The sequence below is a fragment of the Halobacillus sp. HZG1 genome (assembly GCF_035818575.1).
Lineage (GTDB): Bacteria > Bacillota > Bacilli > Bacillales > Halobacillaceae > Halobacillus > Halobacillus litoralis.
Genome location: NZ_JAYLVQ010000042.1, coordinates 23,149 through 45,285, shown reverse-complemented (window position 1 = coordinate 45,285; position 22,137 = coordinate 23,149). Strand labels below are relative to the sequence as shown.

Annotated in this window: 26 protein-coding genes; 20 read left to right on the top strand and 6 right to left on the bottom strand. The window is 46.9% G+C overall.

The window, feature by feature from the left end:
• The first annotated feature begins 41 nt into the window (after positions 1-41).
• The 10 genes from VKA52_RS06385 (at position 42) to VKA52_RS06340 (ending at position 7,760) form a co-directional block, all read left to right on the top strand.
• The gene (locus tag VKA52_RS06385; RefSeq protein ID WP_326314615.1) at positions 42-584 is read left to right on the top strand and encodes a GNAT family N-acetyltransferase; all 543 of its coding nucleotides are present in this window, start codon (positions 42-44) and stop codon (positions 582-584) included.
• The gene (locus VKA52_RS06380; protein WP_326314614.1) at positions 574-1,077 is read left to right on the top strand and encodes a DUF4188 domain-containing protein; all 504 of its coding nucleotides are present in this window, start codon (positions 574-576) and stop codon (positions 1,075-1,077) included. The genes VKA52_RS06385 and VKA52_RS06380 overlap by 11 nt, the downstream gene beginning before the upstream one ends.
• 87 nt (positions 1,078-1,164) lie before the next feature.
• Positions 1,165-1,587 (top strand): GNAT family N-acetyltransferase, encoded by a 423-nt coding sequence (locus VKA52_RS06375; protein WP_326314613.1) that lies wholly within the window; start codon positions 1,165-1,167, stop codon positions 1,585-1,587.
• 40 nt (positions 1,588-1,627) lie between these two features.
• Entirely contained in the window at positions 1,628-2,068 is a 441-nt protein-coding gene (locus tag VKA52_RS06370; RefSeq protein WP_326314612.1) for a GyrI-like domain-containing protein, read from the top strand.
• Positions 2,069-2,169: 101 nt separating this feature from the next.
• Entirely contained in the window at positions 2,170-3,204 is a 1,035-nt protein-coding gene (locus tag VKA52_RS06365) for a zinc-binding dehydrogenase (protein ID WP_326314611.1), read from the top strand.
• A 430-nt stretch (positions 3,205-3,634) separates the two neighbouring features.
• Positions 3,635-4,582, top strand: a complete 948-nt coding sequence (qoxA, locus tag VKA52_RS06360; protein WP_160912618.1) for a cytochrome aa3 quinol oxidase subunit II — start codon at positions 3,635-3,637, stop codon at positions 4,580-4,582.
• A gap of 24 nt (positions 4,583-4,606) precedes the next feature.
• Positions 4,607-6,550, top strand: a complete 1,944-nt coding sequence (qoxB, locus tag VKA52_RS06355) for a cytochrome aa3 quinol oxidase subunit I (RefSeq protein ID WP_326314610.1) — start codon at positions 4,607-4,609, stop codon at positions 6,548-6,550.
• Between the two features lies 1 nt (position 6,551).
• Positions 6,552-7,157 carry a cytochrome aa3 quinol oxidase subunit III gene (gene qoxC, locus VKA52_RS06350; protein WP_160912622.1) on the top strand — a complete coding sequence of 202 codons (606 nt, stop codon included), beginning with the start codon at positions 6,552-6,554 and terminating at the stop codon, positions 7,155-7,157.
• Between the two features lies 1 nt (position 7,158).
• Complete coding sequence (gene qoxD, locus VKA52_RS06345) at positions 7,159-7,533, top strand: cytochrome aa3 quinol oxidase subunit IV (protein WP_146813508.1); 375 nt, start codon at positions 7,159-7,161, stop codon at positions 7,531-7,533.
• 20 nt (positions 7,534-7,553) lie between these two features.
• Positions 7,554-7,760 (top strand): hypothetical protein, encoded by a 207-nt coding sequence (locus tag VKA52_RS06340; RefSeq protein WP_146813506.1) that lies wholly within the window; start codon positions 7,554-7,556, stop codon positions 7,758-7,760.
• A gap of 26 nt (positions 7,761-7,786) precedes the next feature.
• Here the strand turns inward: VKA52_RS06340 and VKA52_RS06335 are convergent, their stop codons facing one another.
• The gene (locus VKA52_RS06335) at positions 7,787-8,083 is read right to left on the bottom strand and encodes a hypothetical protein (protein WP_160912626.1); all 297 of its coding nucleotides are present in this window, start codon (positions 8,081-8,083) and stop codon (positions 7,787-7,789) included.
• Positions 8,084-8,473: 390 nt separating this feature from the next.
• On the opposite strand from VKA52_RS06335, the gene VKA52_RS06330 reads away from it, so the two are divergent.
• From VKA52_RS06330 to VKA52_RS20770, 6 genes are all read left to right on the top strand, one after another.
• Positions 8,474-9,307, top strand: a complete 834-nt coding sequence (locus VKA52_RS06330) for a helix-turn-helix domain-containing protein (RefSeq protein WP_326314608.1) — start codon at positions 8,474-8,476, stop codon at positions 9,305-9,307.
• A gap of 227 nt (positions 9,308-9,534) precedes the next feature.
• Positions 9,535-10,545 carry an ABC transporter substrate-binding protein gene (locus tag VKA52_RS06325; RefSeq protein WP_326314606.1) on the top strand — a complete coding sequence of 337 codons (1,011 nt, stop codon included), beginning with the start codon at positions 9,535-9,537 and terminating at the stop codon, positions 10,543-10,545.
• Between the two features lie 14 nt (positions 10,546-10,559).
• Positions 10,560-12,584, top strand: a complete 2,025-nt coding sequence (locus VKA52_RS06320; RefSeq protein WP_326314605.1) for an iron ABC transporter permease — start codon at positions 10,560-10,562, stop codon at positions 12,582-12,584.
• Positions 12,585-12,659: 75 nt separating this feature from the next.
• On the top strand, positions 12,660-13,628 hold the full coding sequence (gene dapF, locus VKA52_RS06315; RefSeq protein WP_326314604.1) for a diaminopimelate epimerase: 969 nt from the start codon (positions 12,660-12,662) through the stop codon (positions 13,626-13,628).
• Between the two features lie 4 nt (positions 13,629-13,632).
• Entirely contained in the window at positions 13,633-14,028 is a 396-nt protein-coding gene (locus VKA52_RS06310) for a secondary thiamine-phosphate synthase enzyme YjbQ (protein ID WP_326314603.1), read from the top strand.
• A 155-nt stretch (positions 14,029-14,183) separates the two neighbouring features.
• Positions 14,184-14,288 carry a putative holin-like toxin gene (locus VKA52_RS20770; protein WP_146813494.1) on the top strand — a complete coding sequence of 35 codons (105 nt, stop codon included), beginning with the start codon at positions 14,184-14,186 and terminating at the stop codon, positions 14,286-14,288.
• 328 nt (positions 14,289-14,616) lie between these two features.
• On the opposite strand, the gene VKA52_RS06300 is transcribed toward VKA52_RS20770, so the two are convergent.
• A complete protein-coding gene (locus VKA52_RS06300; protein ID WP_326314599.1) occupies positions 14,617-15,864 on the bottom strand; it encodes a YeeE/YedE family protein in 1,248 nt (415 codons plus the stop codon).
• A gap of 637 nt (positions 15,865-16,501) precedes the next feature.
• Here VKA52_RS06300 and VKA52_RS06295 point away from each other — a divergent pair.
• A complete protein-coding gene (locus VKA52_RS06295) occupies positions 16,502-16,738 on the top strand; it encodes a hypothetical protein (protein ID WP_206946225.1) in 237 nt (78 codons plus the stop codon).
• 40 nt (positions 16,739-16,778) lie between these two features.
• On the opposite strand, the gene VKA52_RS06290 is transcribed toward VKA52_RS06295, so the two are convergent.
• From VKA52_RS06290 to VKA52_RS06280, 3 genes are all read right to left on the bottom strand, one after another.
• Positions 16,779-17,033 (bottom strand): hypothetical protein, encoded by a 255-nt coding sequence (locus VKA52_RS06290; RefSeq protein ID WP_326314597.1) that lies wholly within the window; start codon positions 17,031-17,033, stop codon positions 16,779-16,781.
• 145 nt (positions 17,034-17,178) lie between these two features.
• On the bottom strand, positions 17,179-17,673 hold the full coding sequence (locus tag VKA52_RS20765) for a 3D domain-containing protein (protein ID WP_160912641.1): 495 nt from the start codon (positions 17,671-17,673) through the stop codon (positions 17,179-17,181).
• Positions 17,674-17,747: 74 nt separating this feature from the next.
• Positions 17,748-17,897: a hypothetical protein gene (locus tag VKA52_RS06280; RefSeq protein ID WP_326314596.1), complete on the bottom strand. Its 150-nt coding sequence runs from the start codon at positions 17,895-17,897 to the stop codon at positions 17,748-17,750.
• 216 nt (positions 17,898-18,113) lie between these two features.
• Here VKA52_RS06280 and VKA52_RS06275 point away from each other — a divergent pair, with 216 nt between their 5' ends.
• From VKA52_RS06275 to VKA52_RS06265, 3 genes are read left to right on the top strand one after another with little or no spacing between them, the layout of a single operon-like run.
• Positions 18,114-19,265 (top strand): zinc-ribbon domain-containing protein, encoded by a 1,152-nt coding sequence (locus tag VKA52_RS06275; protein ID WP_326314595.1) that lies wholly within the window; start codon positions 18,114-18,116, stop codon positions 19,263-19,265.
• An 11-nt stretch (positions 19,266-19,276) separates the two neighbouring features.
• Complete coding sequence (locus VKA52_RS06270; protein ID WP_326314594.1) at positions 19,277-20,431, top strand: S1C family serine protease; 1,155 nt, start codon at positions 19,277-19,279, stop codon at positions 20,429-20,431.
• A gap of 56 nt (positions 20,432-20,487) precedes the next feature.
• On the top strand, positions 20,488-20,613 hold the full coding sequence (locus tag VKA52_RS06265; protein ID WP_326314593.1) for a hypothetical protein: 126 nt from the start codon (positions 20,488-20,490) through the stop codon (positions 20,611-20,613).
• 54 nt (positions 20,614-20,667) lie between these two features.
• Here the strand turns inward: VKA52_RS06265 and VKA52_RS06260 are convergent, their stop codons facing one another.
• Positions 20,668-22,125, bottom strand: a complete 1,458-nt coding sequence (locus VKA52_RS06260) for a flavin monoamine oxidase family protein (RefSeq protein ID WP_326314592.1) — start codon at positions 22,123-22,125, stop codon at positions 20,668-20,670.
• Between the last annotated feature and the right edge of the window lie 12 nt (positions 22,126-22,137).

The following is a 22,137-nucleotide window of genomic DNA, read 5'->3' as shown; positions in this document are numbered from 1 at the left end:
CGTTAGCAGGGTGTGTGGAGAAGATGGAAAGCTGTACATATATGGTTCGAGATCTGTCGTATGCAGTAAGAGTTGCACGAGAAGAAGATTCGAAGGAACTTTCTAGAGTTAGATTTCAGATTGACGGTGAAACGGAATACCTTGACCGGGAACAGGGAGAGGATTATTTAAGTGAAGTCGATTTAAAAGAGCTCATCAATAAGGATAGAGCAGGGGCGAACCGTTTGTTCCTGGTCGCAGAATCGGAAGGGGCCATCATTGGTTTCAGCCGATGTGCGGGCAGTGATTTGAAGAGGCTCTCCCATCAAGTAGATTTTGGTGTAGGAGTGCTAAAAGATTACTGGGGACATCGTGTCGGAAAAGAACTCTTGCAGCATTCGATTCGCTGGGCTGAAAGAAATGGAATCTTGAAAATAAACTTACGAGTGCTTGAAACAAACGAGAAAGCGATGGATATGTACAAGCGATTTGGTTTTGAAGTGGAAGGGGAGCTGAAAAAAGATAAGCGGCTTTCCGATGGCCGCTATTATTCTACACTATTGATGGCACGTTTTATAAAAAAGGAGGAGAACTATGGCCGGTAAAGTATTTTCGGGACGTTATACAGCGGAAGCTGATGATGAAGTGATCGTCTTTTTAATTGGGATGAGGGTGAACAAGTGGCTGGCCATCCATAAATGGCTCCCCGTTTTCCTTGCGATGCCCGCAATGGTTCAGGAGCTCTACACTCAAAAGGATCGTGGATTCTTCTCGTTGGAAAATTTCTTCAACTTTCGTACGACGTTAATGATTCAGTACTGGCGCTCGGGAGAAGAACTTTATGCTTATGCCAGAGCACCGAAACATTTGAAGGCGTGGAAAAACTTCAACCGAAAAGTGAAGAACAATCCGGCTGTCGGGATCTACCACGAAACGTATAAAGTGAAGGATGGGGACCATGAAGTCATTTACGGGAACATGCCTTTGTTCGGGCTTGCCAAAGCTTATCAGCATGTCCCTGTCCTACCCAATACAGTTTCAGCGAAACAAAGATTAGGCAAAAAACAGGAAGAGCGGGATGTGGCTTCCCTTAAATAAAGCGAAGAGTTTCCATCCTGGTCCTTGGTCAGGAAGACTATTAATGGAAGAAACTCGTCTAAAAGTGATTCGAAGAATGGAGAAAAGATGAAAGTGAAAATAAGCAAAAAACATAGCCACGACAGCAAAAACAAACTCAACCACCAATTGTACGAATATAATTTAAGGCACTTTCCTGAAGATTTAAGAGGGCGGTACGAAGAAATCCAGCTCTATGTAGAGGATGATGAGGGGGCGGTTCGGGGAGGTCTTCTCGCTGAAATCTGCTGGAACTGGCTCGAGATCCATACCCTCATGGTGGATGAAGAGCTTCGTGGGTCAGGGTATGGTTCAAAATTATTAATGGAAGCAGAACGAACGGCCTCTGAAAAAGCGTGCGATTTTATCAAAGTGGACACCCTTAGTTTTCAAGCCCTGGATTTTTACAAAAAGCATGGATATCGCGAGTTTGGGGTATTGGAACACGTGGGAAGAGATTTTAAGCATTACTATTTAATGAAGAACCTCTAGGTCATGATAAGGCGGTTCCTTCAGAACGGAGAGTTTCACCATGCAAAACATCACTCACACCTTTCGCATTGTCGGCATCAAGGGTCACGGTGCTTTTGAAAATTTTGCAACCGAAGTTCCTGAATTTGCGAGGCAGCTGCTGCATCGGACAAGGGAAATCGAACATCATACCAATATCGAAATCGCTCTCTTTGAGCCGAAATGGGGGGACAGTCATCTTGAAGGTCATTATTATGTAGGCATCCTGGTAAGAGATAAGCCAAGCCATGTTCCCAAAGGGATGGAGTATTTAGAGGTTTCCGGCACCTATGTCTCGGCAAAAGGGTCCATCGATCACGTAGATCTCCTCTATGAGGAAGTGGGCCAGTGCAGAGCTGAACAAAATCTCACGCGTGATTGGCTTTCCTATATTGTAGAAACTTATCACCCCATGGAAAACGGGGAAGAGGTCGAGGTTTTTCTGCCAGTGATCGGTTCTTGAATAGATCCTGTGAGCCAATCACTTGATGAAAACATTGCATAACCTTATGATGAATGTCGCATATTAGTTGAGAAAAGCGAATCGGAAAGAGGTGTCTTGAGATGAAAGCAGTACAAGTGACTGGATACGGTGATGTCGATCAGTTAGAGCTGGTGGATATCCCGACTCCGGAACCGAAAGAAAACGAAGTGCTCGTGCAGGTGAAAGCCTGTGCCATCAATAATACAGAAATCTGGATGAGGGAAGGGGCTTACGGGCAAGGCGGCAAGTCAGGCTGGCGTCCGGAAGGCGTTCAATTCCCGCGTACCCCGGGGTCTGATATTACCGGAAAAGTGGTCCAGGTCGGTGACCAGGTCGATGAGACAATGATGGGCAAAGACGTCGTTCTGTTTCCTTTCACATCGAGCGGTCCGGTTGGACAAGAACACATCTCGGAAGACATGTCCTTCATCGGTTCAGAATATGATGGGGGTTATGCCGAGTATGTGGTGTGGCCGGCAGAGCTCTGCTTTGATATGCCTCTTGAAGACTATACGGATAGCTGTGTGTTCTCTGTCAGTGGAATGACTGCATGGCATATGGTTGAACAAGTGCAGCCGAAACCGGGCGAAACGGTGATGGTCACAGGAGCCAACGGCGGGGTAGGCTCGCTTAACATTCAAATCGCATCCAAAGTCTTCGGAGCGGATGTCATCGCCCTCGTCGGAGATTTGAGTATGGAAGAGAGAATGAAGGAACTTGGAGCGACCCATGTCCTGTCTTATAAATCCGAGAACCTGGCGGATGAAATTTTAGAGGCCAACGGTGGTCCGATTGATACGGTGCTTGACGTCGTCGGAGATGCCTTGTTCTCTACGGCCCTGACTGTACTTAAAAAAGGCGGGAAATTCTGTACTTCCGGTTCTTCCGGTGGTCAAAAAACAGAACTCGATTTCCGCACCCTTTATTTGAAACACATCACGATGTATGGCTCTGTTTTAGGTACACGTGAAGAATTCCAGCGGATGTTAAAAGCGATCGCTGAACAGAAAATCCAGCCTGTGATCGATCGTACCTTCCCTTTAGAAGAAGCGAAGGAAGCGCAGCAGTATTTCAAGGAATCGGGTAAAAAAGGAAAAATCGTCCTTCTTCCATAAAAGGTGTTTCATCAATTCTGAGAACCTGTTTCACTTTTATAGTGAAACAGGTTCTTTATTTTTTCATGAAAGTTGAATTTATTATCATTCACGAATGTATGGAAAAGGTTTTGTTTCACCTGCTGGAAGGGAACGGAGATGGGAGAGCGCACCATCCCCGGTTGTTCTTGTTTATTCGACGTTAAAAAATTCCAACCCCTTCCTGAACACACATCCTTATTTTTATTAAATTGTTAGTAATTTCCTTGAAAGCGTCTATCATGTGGCGGATTTATTAAAAGTTCGTGAACGATGTATGACAAAGTTGTGAACTTGTACTTCAAATTCCGCAAAATCTGATATAATCAGTCAAGCCCTGATACGTATAACAGCTCCTAGTTTCCGAGTTTTATACTTATAATTTAACAGATTGATAGGAGGGTTAAGATTCATGAAAGCTAAACATCTCCGCAATAGATGGTTAGGTTTGCTGCCGCTCGGCTTGATTCTTTTCTTAAGCGGGTGCGGGCAGTTGGAAATGACTGTGCTCGATCCCAAAGGGCCGGTCGCTCAAAGTCAATATGACCTGATTGTATACTCCCTTTGGTTCATGCTTGGAATCATTGTTGTTGTGTTTGCTCTATTTGCCTACATGCTCATCAAGTACCGAGAGAACCGACCGGGACGTAAAGAAAGTGACTATGACCCGAATCTCCATGGAAATACGACGATCGAGGTCATCTGGACGATTATTCCTATTATTATTGTTGTCCTATTATCCATACCGACGGTTACGACGCTGTTCGATTTGGAAAAGCCTCCCGAGCCCGAAGCTGGTGAAGAGGTGAAAGAGCCGCTCGTTGTTTATGCGACAACCGCGGATTGGAAATGGTTCTTCAGTTATCCGGAGCAGGATATTGAAACCGTGAACTACTTACACATCCCGACCGATCGTCCAATCGAATTCAGACTGTCATCCGCAGATTCGATGTCAGCACTATGGATTCCGGCACTCGGCGGTCAAAAGTACAACATGGCCGGTATGATGACGACATTGTATCTAGAGGCCGATGAAGAAGGGGTCTACGATGGACGTAACTCCAACTTCAATGGGGAAGGTTTTGCTGCTCAAACGTTCAAGGTTTATGCCGAGAGCGAAGAAGAATTCAATACATGGGCAGAGGAAATCAAAAACGAAGCACCAGAGCTGACAGCAGAACGTTATGATGAGCTGCTGGCACCTGGCATGACCGACGTACAATCCTATTCCAACACACATCTGGATTATGTGAAGCACCATACGAGAGAGGATATGGGGTACGTCGTCGATAAGTACCGTGAACAATTCAAAGAGAAGCTTCATTTATATGAAATTGAAAAACAAGAGAGCTTCCAATAGAACGTAAAGAAAGCAGGTGAAGACATGCACATTACAGATATTCTAGTCACCGGTGAACCGATCATCTATGGTGCCATGGTATCGATGGCTCTAGTAGGGATCGCCCTCCTTTTCATTCTGACGTATTTCAAAAAATGGAAATGGCTATGGAGCGAATGGTTGACGACCGTTGACCACAAGAAAATCGGTGTCATGTATATTTTAAGTGCCCTTCTCATGTTATTCCGTGGTGGCGTAGACGCCATGATGATGAGGGTGCAGCTGGCATTTCCTGATTTGGGTTTCTTGAACTCCCAGCACTATAACGAAATTTTCACAACGCACGGAACGATCATGATCATTTTCATGGCGATGCCGTTCTTGATCGGACTCATGAACATTATCGTTCCACTTCAGATCGGAGCGCGTGACTTCGCGTTTCCATATTTGAACGCCTTAAGTTTCTGGTCCTTCTTCTTCGGAATGGCGCTCTTCAACATCTCCTTCGTCATCGGAGGTTCTCCGGATGCCGGGTGGACAAGTTACACGCCGCTTTCCGGTGCAGCGATGAGCCCTGGACCTGGACAAAACTTCTACCTCATGGGACTGCAGCTATCAGGAATTGGTACCCTTGCTACAGGGATCAACCTGATGGTCACGATTTTGAAAATGCGTGCTCCTGGCATGAAGCTTTTCCATATGCCGATCTTCACATGGTCGACATTGGTGACCTGTTTCATCATCGTGTTCGCGTTCCCGATTTTGACAGTAGCTCTTGCACTACTTACGATTGACCGTGTATTCGGTGCACAATTCTTTACTTTGACAGGGGAAGGCCTGCCGATGATGTGGGCGAACCTGTTCTGGATGTGGGGACACCCGGAAGTGTACATCGTTATTCTTCCTGCCTTCGGTATTTTCTCCGAAGTCATCGCCACATTCGCGAAAAAACGTCTGTTCGGCTACAATGTGATGGTTTGGTCAATGATCGTCATCGCATTGCTTAGTTTCTTAGTATGGGTCCACCACTTCTTCACGATGGGTGCCGGCGCCTTCGTCAACTCCGTCTTCTCCATATCGACGATGTTGATCGCCGTACCGACCGGAGTGAAGATCTTCAACTGGCTTGCGACCTTATATAAATCGAAAATCGAGTTCACCGTACCGATGCTTTGGTCCCTGGCCTTCATTCCAAGTTTCATCCTTGGTGGTGTCACAGGTGTCATGCTCGGTATGGCGGCAGCGGACTATCAGTTCCACAACTCGTACTTCCTGATCGCGCACTTCCACTATGTGCTGATCGCAGGTACTGTCTTCGCCTGCTTCGCAGGTCTTGTGTTCTGGTATCCGAAAATGTTCGGTCACAAGATGAACGAGCGTTTGGGTAAATGGGCATTCTGGTTGTTCTTCTTTGGCTTCCATGTCTGCTTCTTCCCGCAGTACTTCCTGGGACTTGACGGCATGCCGCGTCGTTTGTTCATCACGAACGTCGCCGAGTGGCTTCCATTGAACGTCATCTCAACTGTCGGTGCCTTTGGAATGGGACTTGGTTTCATCGTGTTCGTTTACAACGTCTATTACAGCTACCGTTACAGTGAGCGCGAAACAACTGGCGACTCCTGGAATGGAAACGGTCGTACGCTTGAATGGGCGACAACGACACCAGTACCTTATTACAACTTTGCAACGGTTCCATATGTGGACGAAATCGATCCATATATCCGTATGAAAGAAGAAGGCAAGACGACGTTTGAGGAAGACAAAGTGAAGCCGATCCACATGCCAAGTTACACAGCACAACCGTTCATCATGATGGCACTGCTTGGACTTGCCAGCTTCGGTCTCGTCTTCGAATGGATGTATGTCGCGGTCTTCGGATTGATCGGTGCCGTATTCATGATGATCCGCCGTTCCTTCGATTACGACGACGGTTATTATGTACCGGTTGAAGAAATCAAACGCACAGAGAAAAAAGCGAGGGGGTTATGATATGGCTGCGGAAGAACTGAAAACAGGTCCTTTAGAATATCGCACCCAAGAAGGTCAAATGGGCATCATGGGCTTCTGGATTTTCCTTGGAGCCGAAGTCGTCCTCTTCGCTACTCTTTTCGCAACGTATGCGGTGCTGTTCGGTCGTACGGCCGATGCCCCGCTGCCAAGTGAATTGTTCGAACCGGGCATCGTTCTTGTCATGACCTTCCTGCTATTGACGAGTAGTTTCACATGTGGACTTGCGATTCATGAAATGAGAAGGGGATCGGTCAAGGGACTGATCCTCTGGATGGTCATTACGTTAGCTCTTGGTCTTGGATTCCTTGGCTTTGAGATTTACGAATTCGTTCACTATACGCATGAAGGAGCAACGATCCAGTCCAGTGCTTTCTGGTCAGCATTCTTTATCCTTGCTGGAACACACGGGCTGCACGTTACCCTTGGTATCGGCTGGGCGATTCTGCTCTTGATCCAAATCAAGCAGCGTGGACTGACGAACGTCACAAGCCGTAAATTCTTTATCATCAGCTTATACTGGCACTTCCTTGATGTCATTTGGATCTTCATCTTCACGAGTGTCTATCTGATTGGGATGGTGATTTAATATGGCCGATTCTAAAAAACGCGTACCGATGAATCACGTTATTGGATTCATCTTGTCACTCGTCATGACGCTGGTCGCCGCCTGGGCAGCGATTCAATCTGATCTGCCTGTCACATGGGTCATCATCGGCATTATGATTCTGGCTCTTTTGCAGGCGGGCGTTCAATTGTTCATGTTCATGCACGTCACAGAAGCATCAAGCGGAAATGGACATGTGCCATGGAACATGATGTTCCACGGCTTCGCACTCGCTGGTATCCTTGTCGCAGGCTCCCTGTTCGTTATGTCCTTCGGGCATGACCATGGAGACCACGGAGATATGGGCGAGAACCAACAGCACGAAGAACAGCATTCAGAAGACCATAGCGGTCATTAAAACAAACGGGGGTTATTAGGATGGAACAAAAACAAAACATGCCGATGGAGGCCGGATGGCCGTGGAAAGATTTAGTTGGATTCGTTCTTTGCATACTGCTGACGGCTTTTTCATTGGGTGGAGCGCTTTATTCCTCCTATGACCCTAAATTCGTTTTATATATTCTGACAGGCTTCAGTTTCGTACAGGCGATGATCCAACTGTACAAGCTGCAACCGAGAGATTAAAAAAAAGAAACGCTTCTTTCCTGGAATCAGGAAAGGAGCGTTTCTTTTTCTTTGGATAAACTTTCTTTGTAACCAGGGCCGGATTTCACCGTAGACACGATGAACATCACCCAGGCGACGTGCGCGCCGATTAAACCGAGGTAGAACATCGACCATGTGATGGAGAATACTCCTGGATCTGAATACATCGTCACCTGGAAGAAATACAGCCACATGCCGATGAGCAGAATCGATTGCGCGACGGCGAAAGCCATCTTTTTCGCTTGTAAGAATAGAAATGGAGCCACTGTCGCCAAAATCAAGAACATTACGATCGCACCCATGAAAATCATCTCCTTATTGATGTTTCCTTAATGTAAACGTTTTCTTTGATATTATTGTAACAAAAAATTCGCACTTTGGACACAAAATGTTCATAAATTGGGCCGACAATTTTAGAATTACCGTTTTGGGGCCTGTTTAAACAGGTTTTTTGGAGGTTTCGGATGGGTCGTTCTGTGTGAAAGTGACCGAGCAGGCAGTTAAAGTGACTTAACGTCGCGGGAAAGTGACCTAACGCTAATGTAAAGTGACTTAACGCAGCTTGATAGTGACCTAAAGCCCATCCAAAGTGTCTGAACTCTAAATTTTATGAAAATGTTCATTTTTTTAGACACCAAACTGTCACTTCTATCGATTATAGTTTGAGACTGTAAAATAGGAGTGGAAGAAATATGGATTGGAACAGCTTAAAGGACCATCAGCGCTTCAAAGATAAAAAAGAGCTCGACCTGCATGTGCGCAGTTTTTTATATAAAAGAAAAGCAGCTTTGTCAGAGGGGACAATCAAGGTACTGACGTTCATCTGGCGTCATGCCGTCAAGTTTCCCGGTGTTGCTTTTCCGAAAAGAGCCACGATTGTAAAAGGGACGGGTTTGAGCGAGAGTACCGTGGTTCGTTCTTTAAGATGCCTCGTGACCGAGAAACTGATTGAAAAAGTCGTAACGAAAAAAACGAACGGACGGCAGGGTGGCAACTTGCTTGTGTTCCTCCCGCAGCCGGATCTTTTTTTACCCACGGATGACACCCCTCATGACACCCTTCCTGACACCCCACAAAAAACGGAAACCCCTCGACTGGACAACCCTCAAGCAGCCAAATCCACACCTGAAACAGAGAAAAAACAGAGAAAATCTTCTATTAGTAAAGTTGTACCGTTTGATGCTTCGTTTCTGCCTTCTTTCATTCCAGCCTCTTTTATTGATACCTCTCTGCCATTTGTAGGTGTGGAGCAGGTGTTACCAGCTTGGCGGACGGTTCAGAGTGCGTATAAACAATGGAAGCTGCAGCACCCGGTCGAGCACTATATGGATAAGATCAATGAGACGTTCAGGCAGGCGGTTTTTGCTTATAAAAAAGGGATGGTACGTACAGAATTGCTGCGCTATTTTTATGGAGGACTAATGGAAGTGTTTAAACAGCTGGTGAGGAAGGAAGGTTTTGAAGAGAGAAGAGGATTGATTTTTTATGACTGGTTGGAAGAAATGGATACGTCTTATAAAGGATAGTTTAAGGGTGAGAGTAACGACCTCATCCACTAACATAGCTACTTAACGATCGGCCAATTTGTAATTGAGAAAAGTTTTCATTGACAGAAATTTGTGTCTAGGGTAGGATAATGATTGTGATGATAATGAGAATCTTTATCATTCGTTGAAATTTTATAAAAGGGTATAAAGATGAAGCGATTGATCAAGGATTCTACATAATAGAAACGTGTGAAAGGATGTCGATTATGAAGAAGTTTTGGTTGTTTGCCCTCATGCTTGGGCTAGTCCTTCTTGCTGCCTGCGGAGGCGGTTCTGAGGAAGGATCAGATAGCGAAGGAACAGAAGATCAGGAAGAAGAAACAACAGAAGAGGAAACGCGTTCGGTTACGATTGAAGACGCGAACGGAGAGCAGACGATTGAAGGAACACCTAAGAAAGTCGTTGTTCTAGAGTGGACCTATGCGGAAAACCTTCAGGCGCTTGGTATGGAGCCTGTCGGCGTTGCCGGTCTTGACCAATATGGCGACTGGGTCAACGTTGGAATTCCATTCAGCGAAGATGTGGAAGATGTAGGGACGCGTCAGGAGCCGAACTTGGAAGCAATCTCCCGTTTGAATCCTGATTTGATCATTGGTGTTGATTTCCGCCACAATGCGATCAAAGAGGATTTGGAAAGCATCGCACCAACAGTGATGTTCGCCCCATACTCTGAAGAAGCGGCTCAGGATCAGTTCAAGAATATGAAAGAAGAGTTCAATACGATGGCTAAAATCGTCGATAAAAAGGACAAAGCTAAACAAGTCCTTTCTGATATGGAGAAGACATTCAAAGAGCAGCAGGCCCGCCTTGAAGAAGCAGGGAAAGATGGCATGAACTATGTGATCACTCAAGCGTTCACGATGCAGGACACGCCGACGCTTCGTTTGTTCACAGACAACTCCATGGTCGCACAGATCATGAACAGCATGGGTATGAAGAACGATTATGAGTCTGAAAAGCTTGAAGTATACGGCTACACCGAAACAACTGTCGAAGCGCTGCAAAACTATCAGGACTCCAACTTCTTCTACATCGTTCAGGAAGAAGACAACATTTTCGAAAAACAGCTGTCAGGTAATCCGGTATGGGAAAACCTTGCGTTCGTAAAAGAAGATCGTACGTATCAAATGCCAGGGGATGCCTGGACATTCGGTGGACCACTATCCGCAGAAGTCTTAGCTGAACAAGTGGTGAACGCAGCACTTGAAGAAAAATAAAGTGAGTGGATGTTATGAATTCTACCCTTAAGAACACAATGATTGCGGTTCTCACCTTTGGAGGTGGGACCGCGTTGTTGTGTCTTTTAACATTTATACATATCAATCAAGGGAATGTGGAAATACCATTAAGGGTTGTGGTTGAATCAATCGTCAATCCTCAGGATACGCTCCAGCACCATACGGTTCGGACACTCAGGCTGCCGCGGGCCGTAATGGGGATCATTGCCGGTGGGGCGCTGGCCGTATCTGGTGTGATTCTACAGACCGTTACGAAAAACCCGTTGTCGTCTGCAAGTACGCTCGGGATCCATTCCGGCACGTATTTTGCGGTCGTTGTGACAACGATTTTCCTGCCTACCGCTATGGTCGGTAATGGAATCATGACCGCTTTTCTCGGCGGTATTCTGACGTTCCTGTTCGTTTACGTTCTATCCGGTGGTTCGGATGCAACCCCTGTCCGGATGGTGCTTGCCGGTATGATTGTGACGTTCTTATTCTCTGCGCTCACGTCCGTCCTGCAGATTTTTTATGAAAATGAAACGCAGGGGCTGTTTTTGTGGGGCTCAGGAACACTGATCCAAAACGACTGGGGCGGCGTCACGTTTTCACTTCCGGTGATCATCGTGGGAGTGATTGTGTCTCTGATCTATTCCAGCAAACTTGACACGCTTACCCTCGGGGACGATGTCGCGACGGCGCTCGGGCAGAATGTGCGCCGTGTTAAAGTCGTGACGATCATCGCCGCTGTGCTTTTGACGAGTGTGACCGTCAGTATTGTCGGGCCGATCGGCTTCGTCGGACTTGTCGCGCCGCACTTGATCAAACTGATCGGTTACCGTGCCCACCTGCCACTTATCTTAGGATCGTTTTTATGGGGAGGAAACGTACTGCTTTTAGCGGACGTTCTCGCTCGCGTCATCGATCCATCCTTCAATGAACTGCCGGTCGGAGCCATTACGGCACTTGTCGGTTCGCCATGGCTCATCTGGCTTGTCATGCGCATGAAACAGACAGGCAGTCAGGATAGCGGGGCGATTATGGCCGGGAAGAATTCCGCAACCCTTTCGATGAAAAAACTGCTGCCCCTTTTACTGGCGCTTATCACGATTACGCTGCTCGTCAGCCTTGCTTCAGGGAACTACGGCTTTGAGCCGTTGGTCACCTACAATGCGTTTTTCGGGGAAGCGAATACTTTCTTACAAAACTTGATCATAGACTTGAGACTGCCGCGTGCGCTTGTTGCGTTGTTCAGTGGAGCGGTTCTCGCAGTCAGTGGTCTCATTTTTCAGGGAGTATTACGAAATCCGCTGGCAGACCCTTCTGTGATCGGGATCACTTCCGGTGCAGGGGTTGGTGCGTTGATGACGATGTACTGGTTCAGTGTGTCAGCCGTTTGGATTCCGGTCGGTGCGATGGCCGGCGCGTTGGTCTTCTTCATCATTGTCATGGCTCTCGGGGCAAAAGCGGAGTTCCAACCGACGGTACTGGCGTTACTCGGAATCGGGATGTCTGCCTTCGGTTCTGCGCTCATTCAAATCATGGTGGTTCAGGCGGATATCAGCGTAGCCTCAGCGTTGACGTGGCTTTCTGGAACAACGTATGCCAAAGGGTGGAGTGAACTGCTCCAATACTTGATCTGGCCGGTATTGTTGTTCATTCCACTGCTTGCTTTTTATATTAAAACGCTCGATGTTCTGTCGCTCGGAGACGATACAGCGAAAGGGCTCGGACTTCGTGTCGTGAACGTCCGCTTCCAAATGGCGTTGATTGCTACACTCCTTGCTGCCTGTAGTGTTGCTGCCGTCGGTTCGATCGGTTTTGTCGGTCTGATCGCACCGCACCTTGCCAGGCTGCTTGTCGGAAGCGTCAATCAGAAGCTTCTGCCTGTCACGATGCTGATCGGCGGTGCGCTGCTGGTCGTTGCTGATTTGTTCAGCCGGACCCTGCTTGCGCCGAATGAAATTCCATCAGGGATTCTCGTTGCCCTGATTGGAGCCCCTTACTTTTTATGGTTGATGAAAAAGCGTGCGGCTTAACGGTCACACGCTTCTTTTTTTCCGCGTATGTATGCTATGATAATGAAAAAATGAACGCCAGGGGAGAGTTTTATTATGAAGATTCCATATATCAAATGCCACGGGTCGGGAAACGATTTCATCCTCATTGACGAGATTGAAAACGACTTTGGCTTTTCAGAAAAAGAGCGCGAGGAACTCTCGTTATTATTATGTGACCGTGAAAACGGGATCGGTTCAGACGGCATACTGTTTGTGATGCCGAGTGAAAAAGCAGAAGGCCGGATGCGGATGTTCAACTCCGACGGAACAGAAGCGGAAATGTGCGGCAACGGCCTTCGTTGTGTCGCGCGACATATGATTGAGAAACTCGGCAAAAAGGAAATCGCGATTGAAACAGAAAAAGCGGTCCTTCCCGTTTCACAAGTGGAGGAGATCTTCCCGGAGATCGATACGTTCTCTGTCATGATTGAGCCGGTCAGCTTTGAGGTTGAGTCCCTGCCGATGATTTTCGACGGAAAAGAAGCCGTTGATATGAAGATTCCAGAATTGTCAGAGGAACGTACGTTTACAGCTCTTAGTGTTCCGAACCCTCATATCGTAAGCATTATGGATTCCGTTGACCAGGAGGAGCTGCTGTCGGTTGGGAAAAAAGCGAACGCGTTGCCGGAAGTTTTTCCGAATGGCGTGAACGTGAGCTATGTTCAAGTTCTTGAGAGAAATAAAATCTTCGTCCGGACGTTCGAACGTGGGGTCGGATTGACGAACGCGTGCGGTACGGCCATGAGCGCTTCATCGTTAGTCTCGACAATTCTGGGACCGAATGATTTGGATACACCGATCGTAGTCATCAACAAAGGTGGCCTCGTCAACTGTGTCGTTGAGAAACAAGACGGACGTTTCTCAATCCAACTGCGCGGGAATGGAACCAATGTCTATCAAGCAGAGGTTGACGTCGACTTGGAAGCCCGTACCTTTGAAGTTTCAGAGAAGCAATTTTTTGAAGAAGAAAATGCGATTTATGAAAAACTAGAAGCGTTTGCCGCTTCAGAAATTGGAGGTTGATGCTATGTTAAAAACATTCCATGTGAAAACCGATCACCACGATCAAATGATCGATGTGACCAGTCAGATTCAGGATTGGATCCGTGAGGAAGGCGTCAAGGACGGCGTTGTCGTTGTACAATCGATGCACACGACGGCAGGTCTCACGGTAAATGAAAATGCCGATCCTGATGTGAAAACAGATATGCTGAACCGCTTCCGTGAAGTGTACCCATGGGATCATCCGGAGGATCGCCATGCGGAAGGGAACACGGCTGCCCATATGAAGACGAGTACGGTCGGACATGCTCAGACACTGCTTGTGGAAGATGGCAAGCTCGTACTCGGGACTTGGCAGGGGCTTTATTTCTGCGAGTTTGACGGACCGAGAAGCCGTAAGTTTGTTGGGAAGTTGTTATAAGAGAGAAGGGAAGGCCCGTGGTCGGTGCCTTCCCTTTTTAATGGATAGTCCAAAAAGCCTGTCTGTTTCCGTGGAGCTACATGGTATAATTTAAAGTGGATCACGTTTTAGGCCAATTGAATAGGGTGTCGGCTAACCCCATAGCAAAGGGGGTGATGCCTCTGAGTATGTATGAATCGTTGATGGTGATGATCGCGTTCAGTTCGTTCATCGTTTCCGTTCTCGGCTTAGTAGTCGCGATTTTACGCATAAAAAAATAGACTCCCTATTCTGACGTGAATGCGGGTGAGTCTATTTTAAGGCTGCGCCCTTTGGCTGAAGCGCTGATCCGGGAGGACCACAGTGCCAGCTGTGGTCCTTTTCTTATGTGTATCCTTTATCTGCTCTTATCATACCACATTTTTTGAAAAAGAAACAGCGTGGGTGGTTTGGACGGATATCAATTAAATTTCGGATATATCGGCTAAATTTATAATATATCGGTTAAATCGCTAATATATCAATGAAATGCAGGTGCATTTCGGCTGAATATTCTATATATCAACAAATGATAAAAACCCTCCAGCTTCCGGGCTGGAGGGTTTCCTTTTAACAGATCGAGTCTTTTGGATTTGGATTTTTCATGCCGAACATCGGACGCAGGAACAAAGCAAGGTAGGTCCCGGCGAGCGCCATGATCATCCATACCCAACCGTGCAGGCTGAAGGAAGCGATGCCGCCGAAGTACGCGCCGATGTTACATCCGAAAGCAAGGCGGGCGCCGTATCCCATGAGCACACCACCGATGATGGATGCCGCTCCAATGCCTGGTTTAATTTTTCCAGGTTTGAAGTTGCCTTGAAAGCTTGCCGCGATGAACGCGCCAAGGATGATGCCGAAGTTCATCACACTTGTAGAGTCGGCAAGGACGGTTTGATTGAGTGGTGCCGGATCATTGGACCAGTACGTCCAGCTCGCGACATCGACGCCGAACATCTGGATGAACTTCGATCCCCAAAGTGCGAAGGCGGAAGTGATGCCCCAAGGATTGCCGCGTACCGCAAGGGTGATCGCATTCAATACACCAAGAATCACGGCAGCAAGAAGCAGCGGCCACGCGCCACGCCAAAGTTTTTTCAAACCGGTCGTCGTCTTGAGCGGCGCCATTTTTGGCGGATTCTTTTTCCGAGCCACTTTAACCGTGATGCCATAGATGCCTAAGAAAATCGCCAGCTGCAGAATCCAGCCACCGAAATAACCGAAGCCGGTAGACTCCGCTAATGAAATAGCCGGAAGTGTAGGCGTTTCACGCCAGAATCCGATGTGGTAAGCACCAAGTACGGATCCTCCGATGAAACCGAGCAGCGTGAGGATCATGGAAGACTTACCTCCGCCGATAGTATAAAGTGTTCCGGATGCACAGCCGGAACCGAGCTGCATGCCGATTCCGAAGATAAAGGAACCGAAGACAACGCTGATGCCGACAGGGAACACATACCCTTGAGGCGCGTTACCTGTGAAACTGAATCCTGTTCCAAGGATGATGGCGAAAAGGGTTGTCGCAACAGCGAGCATGAGCATATGTGCTTGAAGCCCCTGCACATTTCCGACCGAAATCAGCCGTCTGAATGCAGAAGTGAAGCCGAACCGTGCATGCAGAAGCACGAGTCCGAAAGCAAGGCCGATCAAAAACAATACGCCTTGTGTGAGAGTGGTGACAGATACAATCGTTATAAATAAAAGCAGCGATACAATCGCTCCGATCCATACGAATGGCTTTTGTACCGGATCTAATGGAGCGATAACGGTGGAACGGTTGTTTTCATAAACCGTCTGCTGGGCTGTCTGTTGTTGCATGTTTTATTCTTCCTAAATCCGATTTGTTTACTTAGTATTAACTGAACTTTTGATATTGTAACGGAGACTCGTCTATTTGTAAATCATGTTGCATACAATGGTTGTACAAAGAGAACAAAGCTCAGTCTTTACGTAGAATTAACATGGTTCAACGTGGACAAGTGGTACAATAAATGTGTAGACAGGACGACCTAAAACACTTATTGGAGGGATGTCTTATACCTGTCGCTCGCTCATATGTCACTCGCTGGTTTTTCTTTGTTTGTGGGAAAGCAAATCGAAGAACTTCTTGGCGTACATCTGGCGCACCTCCCCCTACATAAAGACTGAGATCGAAAGCGACGCTGACGGCGTGGCTTTTTTGTTGTTTTTAAAGTCGTTGAGCTGCTATTGAAGGAGGAGGTGGACCTGCTAATAAATGCAGGGAAGTCGCTAATATATCCACTATAATTGTGAAAGCTGCTAATAAAACAAGCCGCAGAACTTCATCATCAAAAACACCGTAAAATGACGGAAACGCATAGACTCCTATACCTATGTCCGTTGAAAATGATGTATGAGTTTTAATTTTAAGATTAAACTAAAAAGCAGGTGGGTAAGTAATAGTAAATTACATATAGGAAAAGGAGTGGTTAACATGGCATCAAAAAAAGAATGGCACGTGATTTTCCTGCTGGATAGTAAGCGCGTGGTGACGCATGACCTGGAGTTGAGCGAAGATATGAATGAACGCGAAGCGGCTGAGTTCATCACGAAGCAGCTGGACAAAGGGACATGGTGGTTCTTAGAAGATGGCGTCGCGCTTCATACGAGCGGGGTTGAAAGTTTTTATTTAGACAAGTGTGCGAAGAAAACAAGGTTCAGCAGAGATTAAAAAAAGCGCGGCTTTCCTGGAAAAGGAAGCTGCGCTTTTTTTAGAGGTTCTTTTGTTTAAGGGTCAGGAATGCGGCGGCTATGACAAAGAGATCAATGATGACCATGCCCGTGCCCATCGCTATAGAGACATTGAATCCTTGGATGAGTTGATACACGAGTAATGCACTTAGAAAAGAAAGAATGATCCATCCTTTTTTCCTGCTGTTTGAATATGTAGAAATAAAAATCATGGCAGCGAGTGATACGCCAATAATTTGAGCGGTAAATATGCCGATGTACATGATGATGCTCATTCTGAATCATTCCCCTTTCAATAGGATCTGAACGGGAAAACTGTCTCGATGTGTATGTGTCGTTCTTATGAGGTACGTATTTCGATAAGAGCAAGTTTCAAAATGCTGCTGCAAAAATAAAAAAACTCTCCCTTAAAGGAAGAGTTTAATTCAGAATTTCCACTTCGACTTGACGGCGTCCGTAGTCGAAGGCGTCATTTTCCTGTGCCATAAACAGATCGATGCGGTGACCTTCAATGTCCCCACCAATGTCACCAGCGACAGCTACGCCATAGCCGGGTACGCGGACTTTAGATCCTAGAGGGATGACGTTTGGATCGACGGCGATCACTTTTTGATCCGGATTGGCACGAAGGTCGATTCCTGTGTAGGTGACTCCGCTGCATCCTTCACAAAAGGCCGTATAAGCCGTTGCTTCCACAGCAACGGTGCGTTTGACATCATCTTTCTTCGTGGATGCTGTGACGGCTTTCTTTTCTTTATCTGGAAAACGTTCGAGATCTTTGGTTTTTTTATCTAAAGAGAGCGATTTCGTTTCAATATTTTGAGCGGGCTTGTCCACTTCATCGGCAGCTACCGGAAGTGTAAGACCGAAGATGACCATAGGCAAAAGAAGAAGGGATAGTAGACGTTTGTTCATTATGCATGTCCCCTTTCAATATTTCACTTAGCCCATTGTAACAACTGCCGGATACCCTTACAAAGACAAAATACCTACAAATAGATTACATTCCTGTGACAAATGACACCTTTTTGAAAAAGAGCCGCTTTTATTCTGCGGCTCCAGTTATTTTCAGCGTGATGTCCCTTTACGTTTGCGTCCACAGCACGGTTTTGAGGGCTTTCTGCTCGGCTTGTTTTCATTAGGGCGATTTGACATGAGGACCCTCCTCTCGGGTTTCAGATACATCATTTTATGCGGACAAATAAGAACGGGCCGTGCGCTTATCCTGCATGAGGGAATTTTTTTGAAAAAAGGGACCTATGTCGTTTACTAATCCATCGGATGGCATGCTATAATAGATAAGGATTCTTTGAGATTCCAGAATTATGAAAGTGATAGAAAAGGAGGACGGGACCATGACTGAATGTCCTCATTGCCAGCATAAGATGGATGACGGTGCCCGTTTTTGTTCTCAATGTGGAAAGAACTTAATAGGAACACCTGAACAGAATAGCACGGCTAAACGATCGTGGTTGCCAATCATTACGCCTATCATCATGCTTGTCGTAATGGGGGTAGCCCTTTATTTTGTTTATGACTATCAAAAAGATGTGAATTCCGAAGTGGTTGCGATGAAAAAAGAAGCCGAGCAGGAAGCTCTCGCCGGGGAATACCGGGAAGCTGAGAAACTGCTCGTCGGAGCGATTGACCGCCGTCCGGAGATCGAGGCTCTCAAGCAGGAACTCGGCTCTGTTCAGGAAGCGTTGACCTGGGATAAGGAACTGGAGACAGTCGGTCAGTGGATTGAAGAAGGTTCTTTGAAAAAGGCGAATGAGAAGCTTACGGCCATTCAAGAGGCTTTGCGTCAGGAAGACAGCCGCCTGCTTGTCACCCTTGTGCCCAAAATGAATGAAATGGATTCCAGATTGACATTAAAGGAAGTCAATCAGGAGCTTTCAAAGTTGACGAACGTGGATGAACTGGCAGGGAAATTGAATACATTATCCGGCCTTAACCTGGAGGAAGCCTCCAAAGTCCGGGATAAAATTTTTGAAAAAATCGTGAACCAGTCGACGAAAAAAGCGGAAGCAGCAGCCGGTGAAAAACGCTATGCAGAAGCGATTGCCACCATCGATCAAGGGTTGCAATATGTGTCCAATGATGAAAAGCTGATTCAGTTGAAGGAACGAATCCAACAGGAGAAGTCAGCCTTCGAACAAGCGGAACAGCAGAGGCTGGAAAGTGCCATGCAGCAGGCCGCGCAGGATGAATTGCGCAACCAGACACAGGCACTGGAAGTTGCTGATCTCTCGATAACGAAAGATGAGTTCGGTGATTTTAAAGTGAAGGGATCACTGAAAAGTGTGGCCACTCAGATCATCAGCACGGTGACCGTCAAATATGACATCCTCGATAAAGATGGAAAGGTCGTCCGTTCAGAATCTGTAAAAGTGTTCCCGAACTATATGAACCCTGGTGATCAGGGGACTTTTGAAAAAGTACATTATGAATTAGAAGAAGGAGAATACTCCGTTGAAATGACAGAGATGGAGTGGCTCGTAGAATAGGGGGATGGAAGATGAAACGCTCTTGGATCATCAGCCTTCTCGCCACTCTTTTGATTCTTGGTGGCGGGATTGCGGGCGTTTTCTACGTGATGGATACCGTTCAAAAAGACGTCACGGTTTCGGCTGTTTTAAATGAACCACCCGCTGAGGATGACGAAGAGGGAGAAGTACCTAAGGAAACACAGGAGATCATTTTTGAATCGCAGAAGCTTGTCGTGCAGTTAGAGCTCGAAGATGGTTCGGTCGGTTCAGGATTTTTATACAATGATCAGGGAGATATCATAACGAATGCACACGTGGTTGCAAATACAGAGAAGGTTAACATCATTACATCGGATGGGAAAAAAATGCCCGGTGATGTGATCGGCGTCAGCCGTGACATTGATGTAGCTGTCGTTCGTGTACCAGGTTTGAAAGGAAAAGACCCACTGCCAATTAGAGAAGAGAATACAGCAGAACTTCTTGATGAAGTCCTGGCGCTGGGAAGTCCACTTGGGCTGCAAAACACCGTTACGCGCGGGGAAATCAGCGGCCTTGAGCGGACGCTGGATATCGAGCCTTTCCATTACAAAAACTTATATCAGATTTCAGCACCCATATCCCCGGGAAACAGCGGTGGCCCCCTTCTTGACAGGGAAACCGGTGAGGTCATCGGGATCAATACTGCCAAAATGAATGACGAAACGATCGGCTTCAGCATTCCGGTTGCCGATGTGCTTCCTATGGTGAAGCGCTGGAGTGAATCGCCGATGCGCTCGCTTCCGGAATTTCCTGAGCTTACGGGCGAGGTGTACTCTCCCGTGACAGGGACAGATGCTGAGCAGGCGAGTTATATGGTGCAGTATTTTTATGACAGCATCAATCAAGGGGATTTCGTCACCGCGTATTCTTTACTCAGTGCCAGCTGGCAGGAAGACATTTCTTTTGAAGACTTCCGTTCCGGCTACAACAACACCCTCAGTGTGAAAGTGGATAACCTTGTTGTCGATCCGAAGGGTGACCACATGGAGGTGACTGCTTTCCTCACAGCCGAAGAAACGGTGGATGGGGAAGTGCAGATGAAGAAGTACAAAGTCGTGTATCCGGTCAAAAAAGAGAACCAGTCCGTTAAAATTTGGAGCGGCTCCGGCGAAGAGCTGAGTGCCGAACAAAAAGAAGCTTCCTAAGTATAAAAACCCCTTTCCGTTTTGAAAAATGGAGAGGGGTTTTTTGGGTTTTTTGTGTGAAATGGTGCACAGAAAGTCTGGCACCTGGGGGGATTTTTGTGGTGCCAGGCACTCCGACAGCCAGTATGGTGCCAGGCACCGCGGCAGCCAGTAATAGTGCCAGGCACTCCGACAGCCAGTAATAGTGCCAGGCACCCGGCACCCTCACATGGCACCTCACAACCACCCCCACACATTCACAGTTCATTCATTTCCTTCGCAGCACGGATACCGGATTCGATGGCGCCTTCAATCCAGCCATGGTAGGAGGACGTTTGTTCACCAGCGAAGTGGATCCGGCCTTCCGGGAGCGGCATCACTTCTTCCAAATCACGGCTCTGCCCCGGGGTAAACAAGGTGAAGCATCCGGCGGAGAATGGGTTTTGGCTCCAATTGTAAACAACGCTCTGCATGTACTCTTCATACACGATGTTTCCGTAGATACGAGCGAGATTCTCAAGTACTTCTTTGGTTGCTTCTTCCTGACTGAGACTGTTGAAGAGAAGGGCGTTCTGTCCCCACGTGTAACTGGCTAGTAAAATGCCCGGTCCCGGCATGCCCTGGTGGTGGCTCGCTTGGTAAGCAAAACGAATCGGTAAGTCAGAAATGAGATTTCCGATCGGATACCTTTCCCAGAAACGGGTCTTGAATTCGATGCCGATCTTAACGGCAGGTACGTTAATGACCTCTCGAATCGCCTGCCACTTCTTCTGAGATAAGCAGCCGAAGGGGAGAACGTCGATGAACTGAAAAGCGCTGAAAGGAATGGTCGTCAGTAATAAGTCACCCTTCCAGCATGATGGTTTGGCAAAACGCTGGTCTTCTGTATGGACAGTGACATGGTCATGGTTGTGGATGATTTTCGTCACTTTTTGTTCAAAGTAGATATTATCAATCAATTCGGGTAGAAAAGCATGAGGAAGCCGGTCATTGCCACCCTGAATTTCAACGAATTCCGTTTGCCCATTGAATATGGGAAACGTAATGTCGATTAAAATATCAAGAAAGGAAAACTCAGGAAACCCTTCAATCCCAAGCACCACTTTGATCATACGTACAGCATTCCTGGACATCGAGGGGCCGTATGGGTTGTTTCTCAAATATTCCCCCATGGAAAAATTAGAAAATTGATCCTCCAATTTCTTTTTCTCCTCATCCGAACTATTCTGATAGAGGTCCAGAAACGGCTGGACAGCGTCCAGAAACAATTGCTGGGCTGTCTTACCTCGTTCTTGCGGGAGGAGATGGAACTGTAAGAGGTCAGGGTTTTCTTCATATTGCGAACGGAACACCCTTTGACCATTGATCATAAAAAGGTCGTTGGGTTTAGAGTTAATAAAGGAGTTGGTCGATAGGCCGAACTGATCGATATAGGTTTGGACGTATTGGTGATTCTTTGGGATTCTCATGGCGCCGGCATCGATGTAGTTTCCATTTGAAAAAGGTTCGCGTATGGTATGGACCCTTCCACCGACCCGGTCGTTCCCTTCTAAAATAACGACATCATGTCCGGCTCTTTTCAAAAGGGATCCGGCCACAAGACCAGACATACCCGCCCCTAAAATAAGAATCCGCTTCCTTCGTCCGTACATGGGTAAACCCTCGAGAATATAAGATTTAAATTCTTCCACGCTTTCTTCATATACACGATGCATCGACACCACCCC

Bases quoted from the DNA above. Each gene is read 5' to 3' on its own strand.
- VKA52_RS06375 (WP_326314613.1), top strand. From the start codon at position 1,165: ATGAAAGTGAAAATAAGCAAAAAACATAGCCACGACAGCAAAAACAAA.
- VKA52_RS06365 (WP_326314611.1), top strand. From the start codon at position 2,170: ATGAAAGCAGTACAAGTGACTGGATACGGTGATGTCGATCAGTTAGAG.
- VKA52_RS06335 (WP_160912626.1), bottom strand. From the start codon at position 8,083: ATGGGTGCGATCGTAATGTTCTTGATTTTGGCGACAGTGGCTCCATTT.
- VKA52_RS06325 (WP_326314606.1), top strand. From the start codon at position 9,535: ATGAAGAAGTTTTGGTTGTTTGCCCTCATGCTTGGGCTAGTCCTTCTT.
- VKA52_RS06275 (WP_326314595.1), top strand. From the start codon at position 18,114: ATGACTGAATGTCCTCATTGCCAGCATAAGATGGATGACGGTGCCCGT.
- qoxC (WP_160912622.1), top strand. From the start codon at position 6,552: ATGGCTGCGGAAGAACTGAAAACAGGTCCTTTAGAATATCGCACCCAA.
- VKA52_RS06340 (WP_146813506.1), top strand. From the start codon at position 7,554: ATGGAACAAAAACAAAACATGCCGATGGAGGCCGGATGGCCGTGGAAA.
- VKA52_RS06320 (WP_326314605.1), top strand. From the start codon at position 10,560: ATGAATTCTACCCTTAAGAACACAATGATTGCGGTTCTCACCTTTGGA.
- VKA52_RS06385 (WP_326314615.1), top strand. From the start codon at position 42: ATGGTTCGAGATCTGTCGTATGCAGTAAGAGTTGCACGAGAAGAAGAT.
- qoxB (WP_326314610.1), top strand. From the start codon at position 4,607: ATGCACATTACAGATATTCTAGTCACCGGTGAACCGATCATCTATGGT.
- VKA52_RS06310 (WP_326314603.1), top strand. From the start codon at position 13,633: ATGTTAAAAACATTCCATGTGAAAACCGATCACCACGATCAAATGATC.
- VKA52_RS06300 (WP_326314599.1), bottom strand. From the start codon at position 15,864: ATGCAACAACAGACAGCCCAGCAGACGGTTTATGAAAACAACCGTTCC.
- VKA52_RS06370 (WP_326314612.1), top strand. From the start codon at position 1,628: ATGCAAAACATCACTCACACCTTTCGCATTGTCGGCATCAAGGGTCAC.
- qoxD (WP_146813508.1), top strand. From the start codon at position 7,159: ATGGCCGATTCTAAAAAACGCGTACCGATGAATCACGTTATTGGATTC.
- VKA52_RS06330 (WP_326314608.1), top strand. From the start codon at position 8,474: ATGGATTGGAACAGCTTAAAGGACCATCAGCGCTTCAAAGATAAAAAA.
- VKA52_RS06260 (WP_326314592.1), bottom strand. From the start codon at position 22,125: ATGCATCGTGTATATGAAGAAAGCGTGGAAGAATTTAAATCTTATATT.
- VKA52_RS06380 (WP_326314614.1), top strand. From the start codon at position 574: ATGGCCGGTAAAGTATTTTCGGGACGTTATACAGCGGAAGCTGATGAT.
- VKA52_RS06295 (WP_206946225.1), top strand. From the start codon at position 16,502: ATGGCATCAAAAAAAGAATGGCACGTGATTTTCCTGCTGGATAGTAAG.
- VKA52_RS20765 (WP_160912641.1), bottom strand. From the start codon at position 17,673: ATGAACAAACGTCTACTATCCCTTCTTCTTTTGCCTATGGTCATCTTC.
- VKA52_RS06290 (WP_326314597.1), bottom strand. From the start codon at position 17,033: ATGAGCATCATCATGTACATCGGCATATTTACCGCTCAAATTATTGGC.
- qoxA (WP_160912618.1), top strand. From the start codon at position 3,635: ATGAAAGCTAAACATCTCCGCAATAGATGGTTAGGTTTGCTGCCGCTC.
- VKA52_RS06280 (WP_326314596.1), bottom strand. From the start codon at position 17,897: ATGAAAACAAGCCGAGCAGAAAGCCCTCAAAACCGTGCTGTGGACGCA.
- VKA52_RS20770 (WP_146813494.1), top strand. From the start codon at position 14,184: ATGCCTCTGAGTATGTATGAATCGTTGATGGTGATGATCGCGTTCAGT.
- dapF (WP_326314604.1), top strand. From the start codon at position 12,660: ATGAAGATTCCATATATCAAATGCCACGGGTCGGGAAACGATTTCATC.
- VKA52_RS06270 (WP_326314594.1), top strand. From the start codon at position 19,277: ATGAAACGCTCTTGGATCATCAGCCTTCTCGCCACTCTTTTGATTCTT.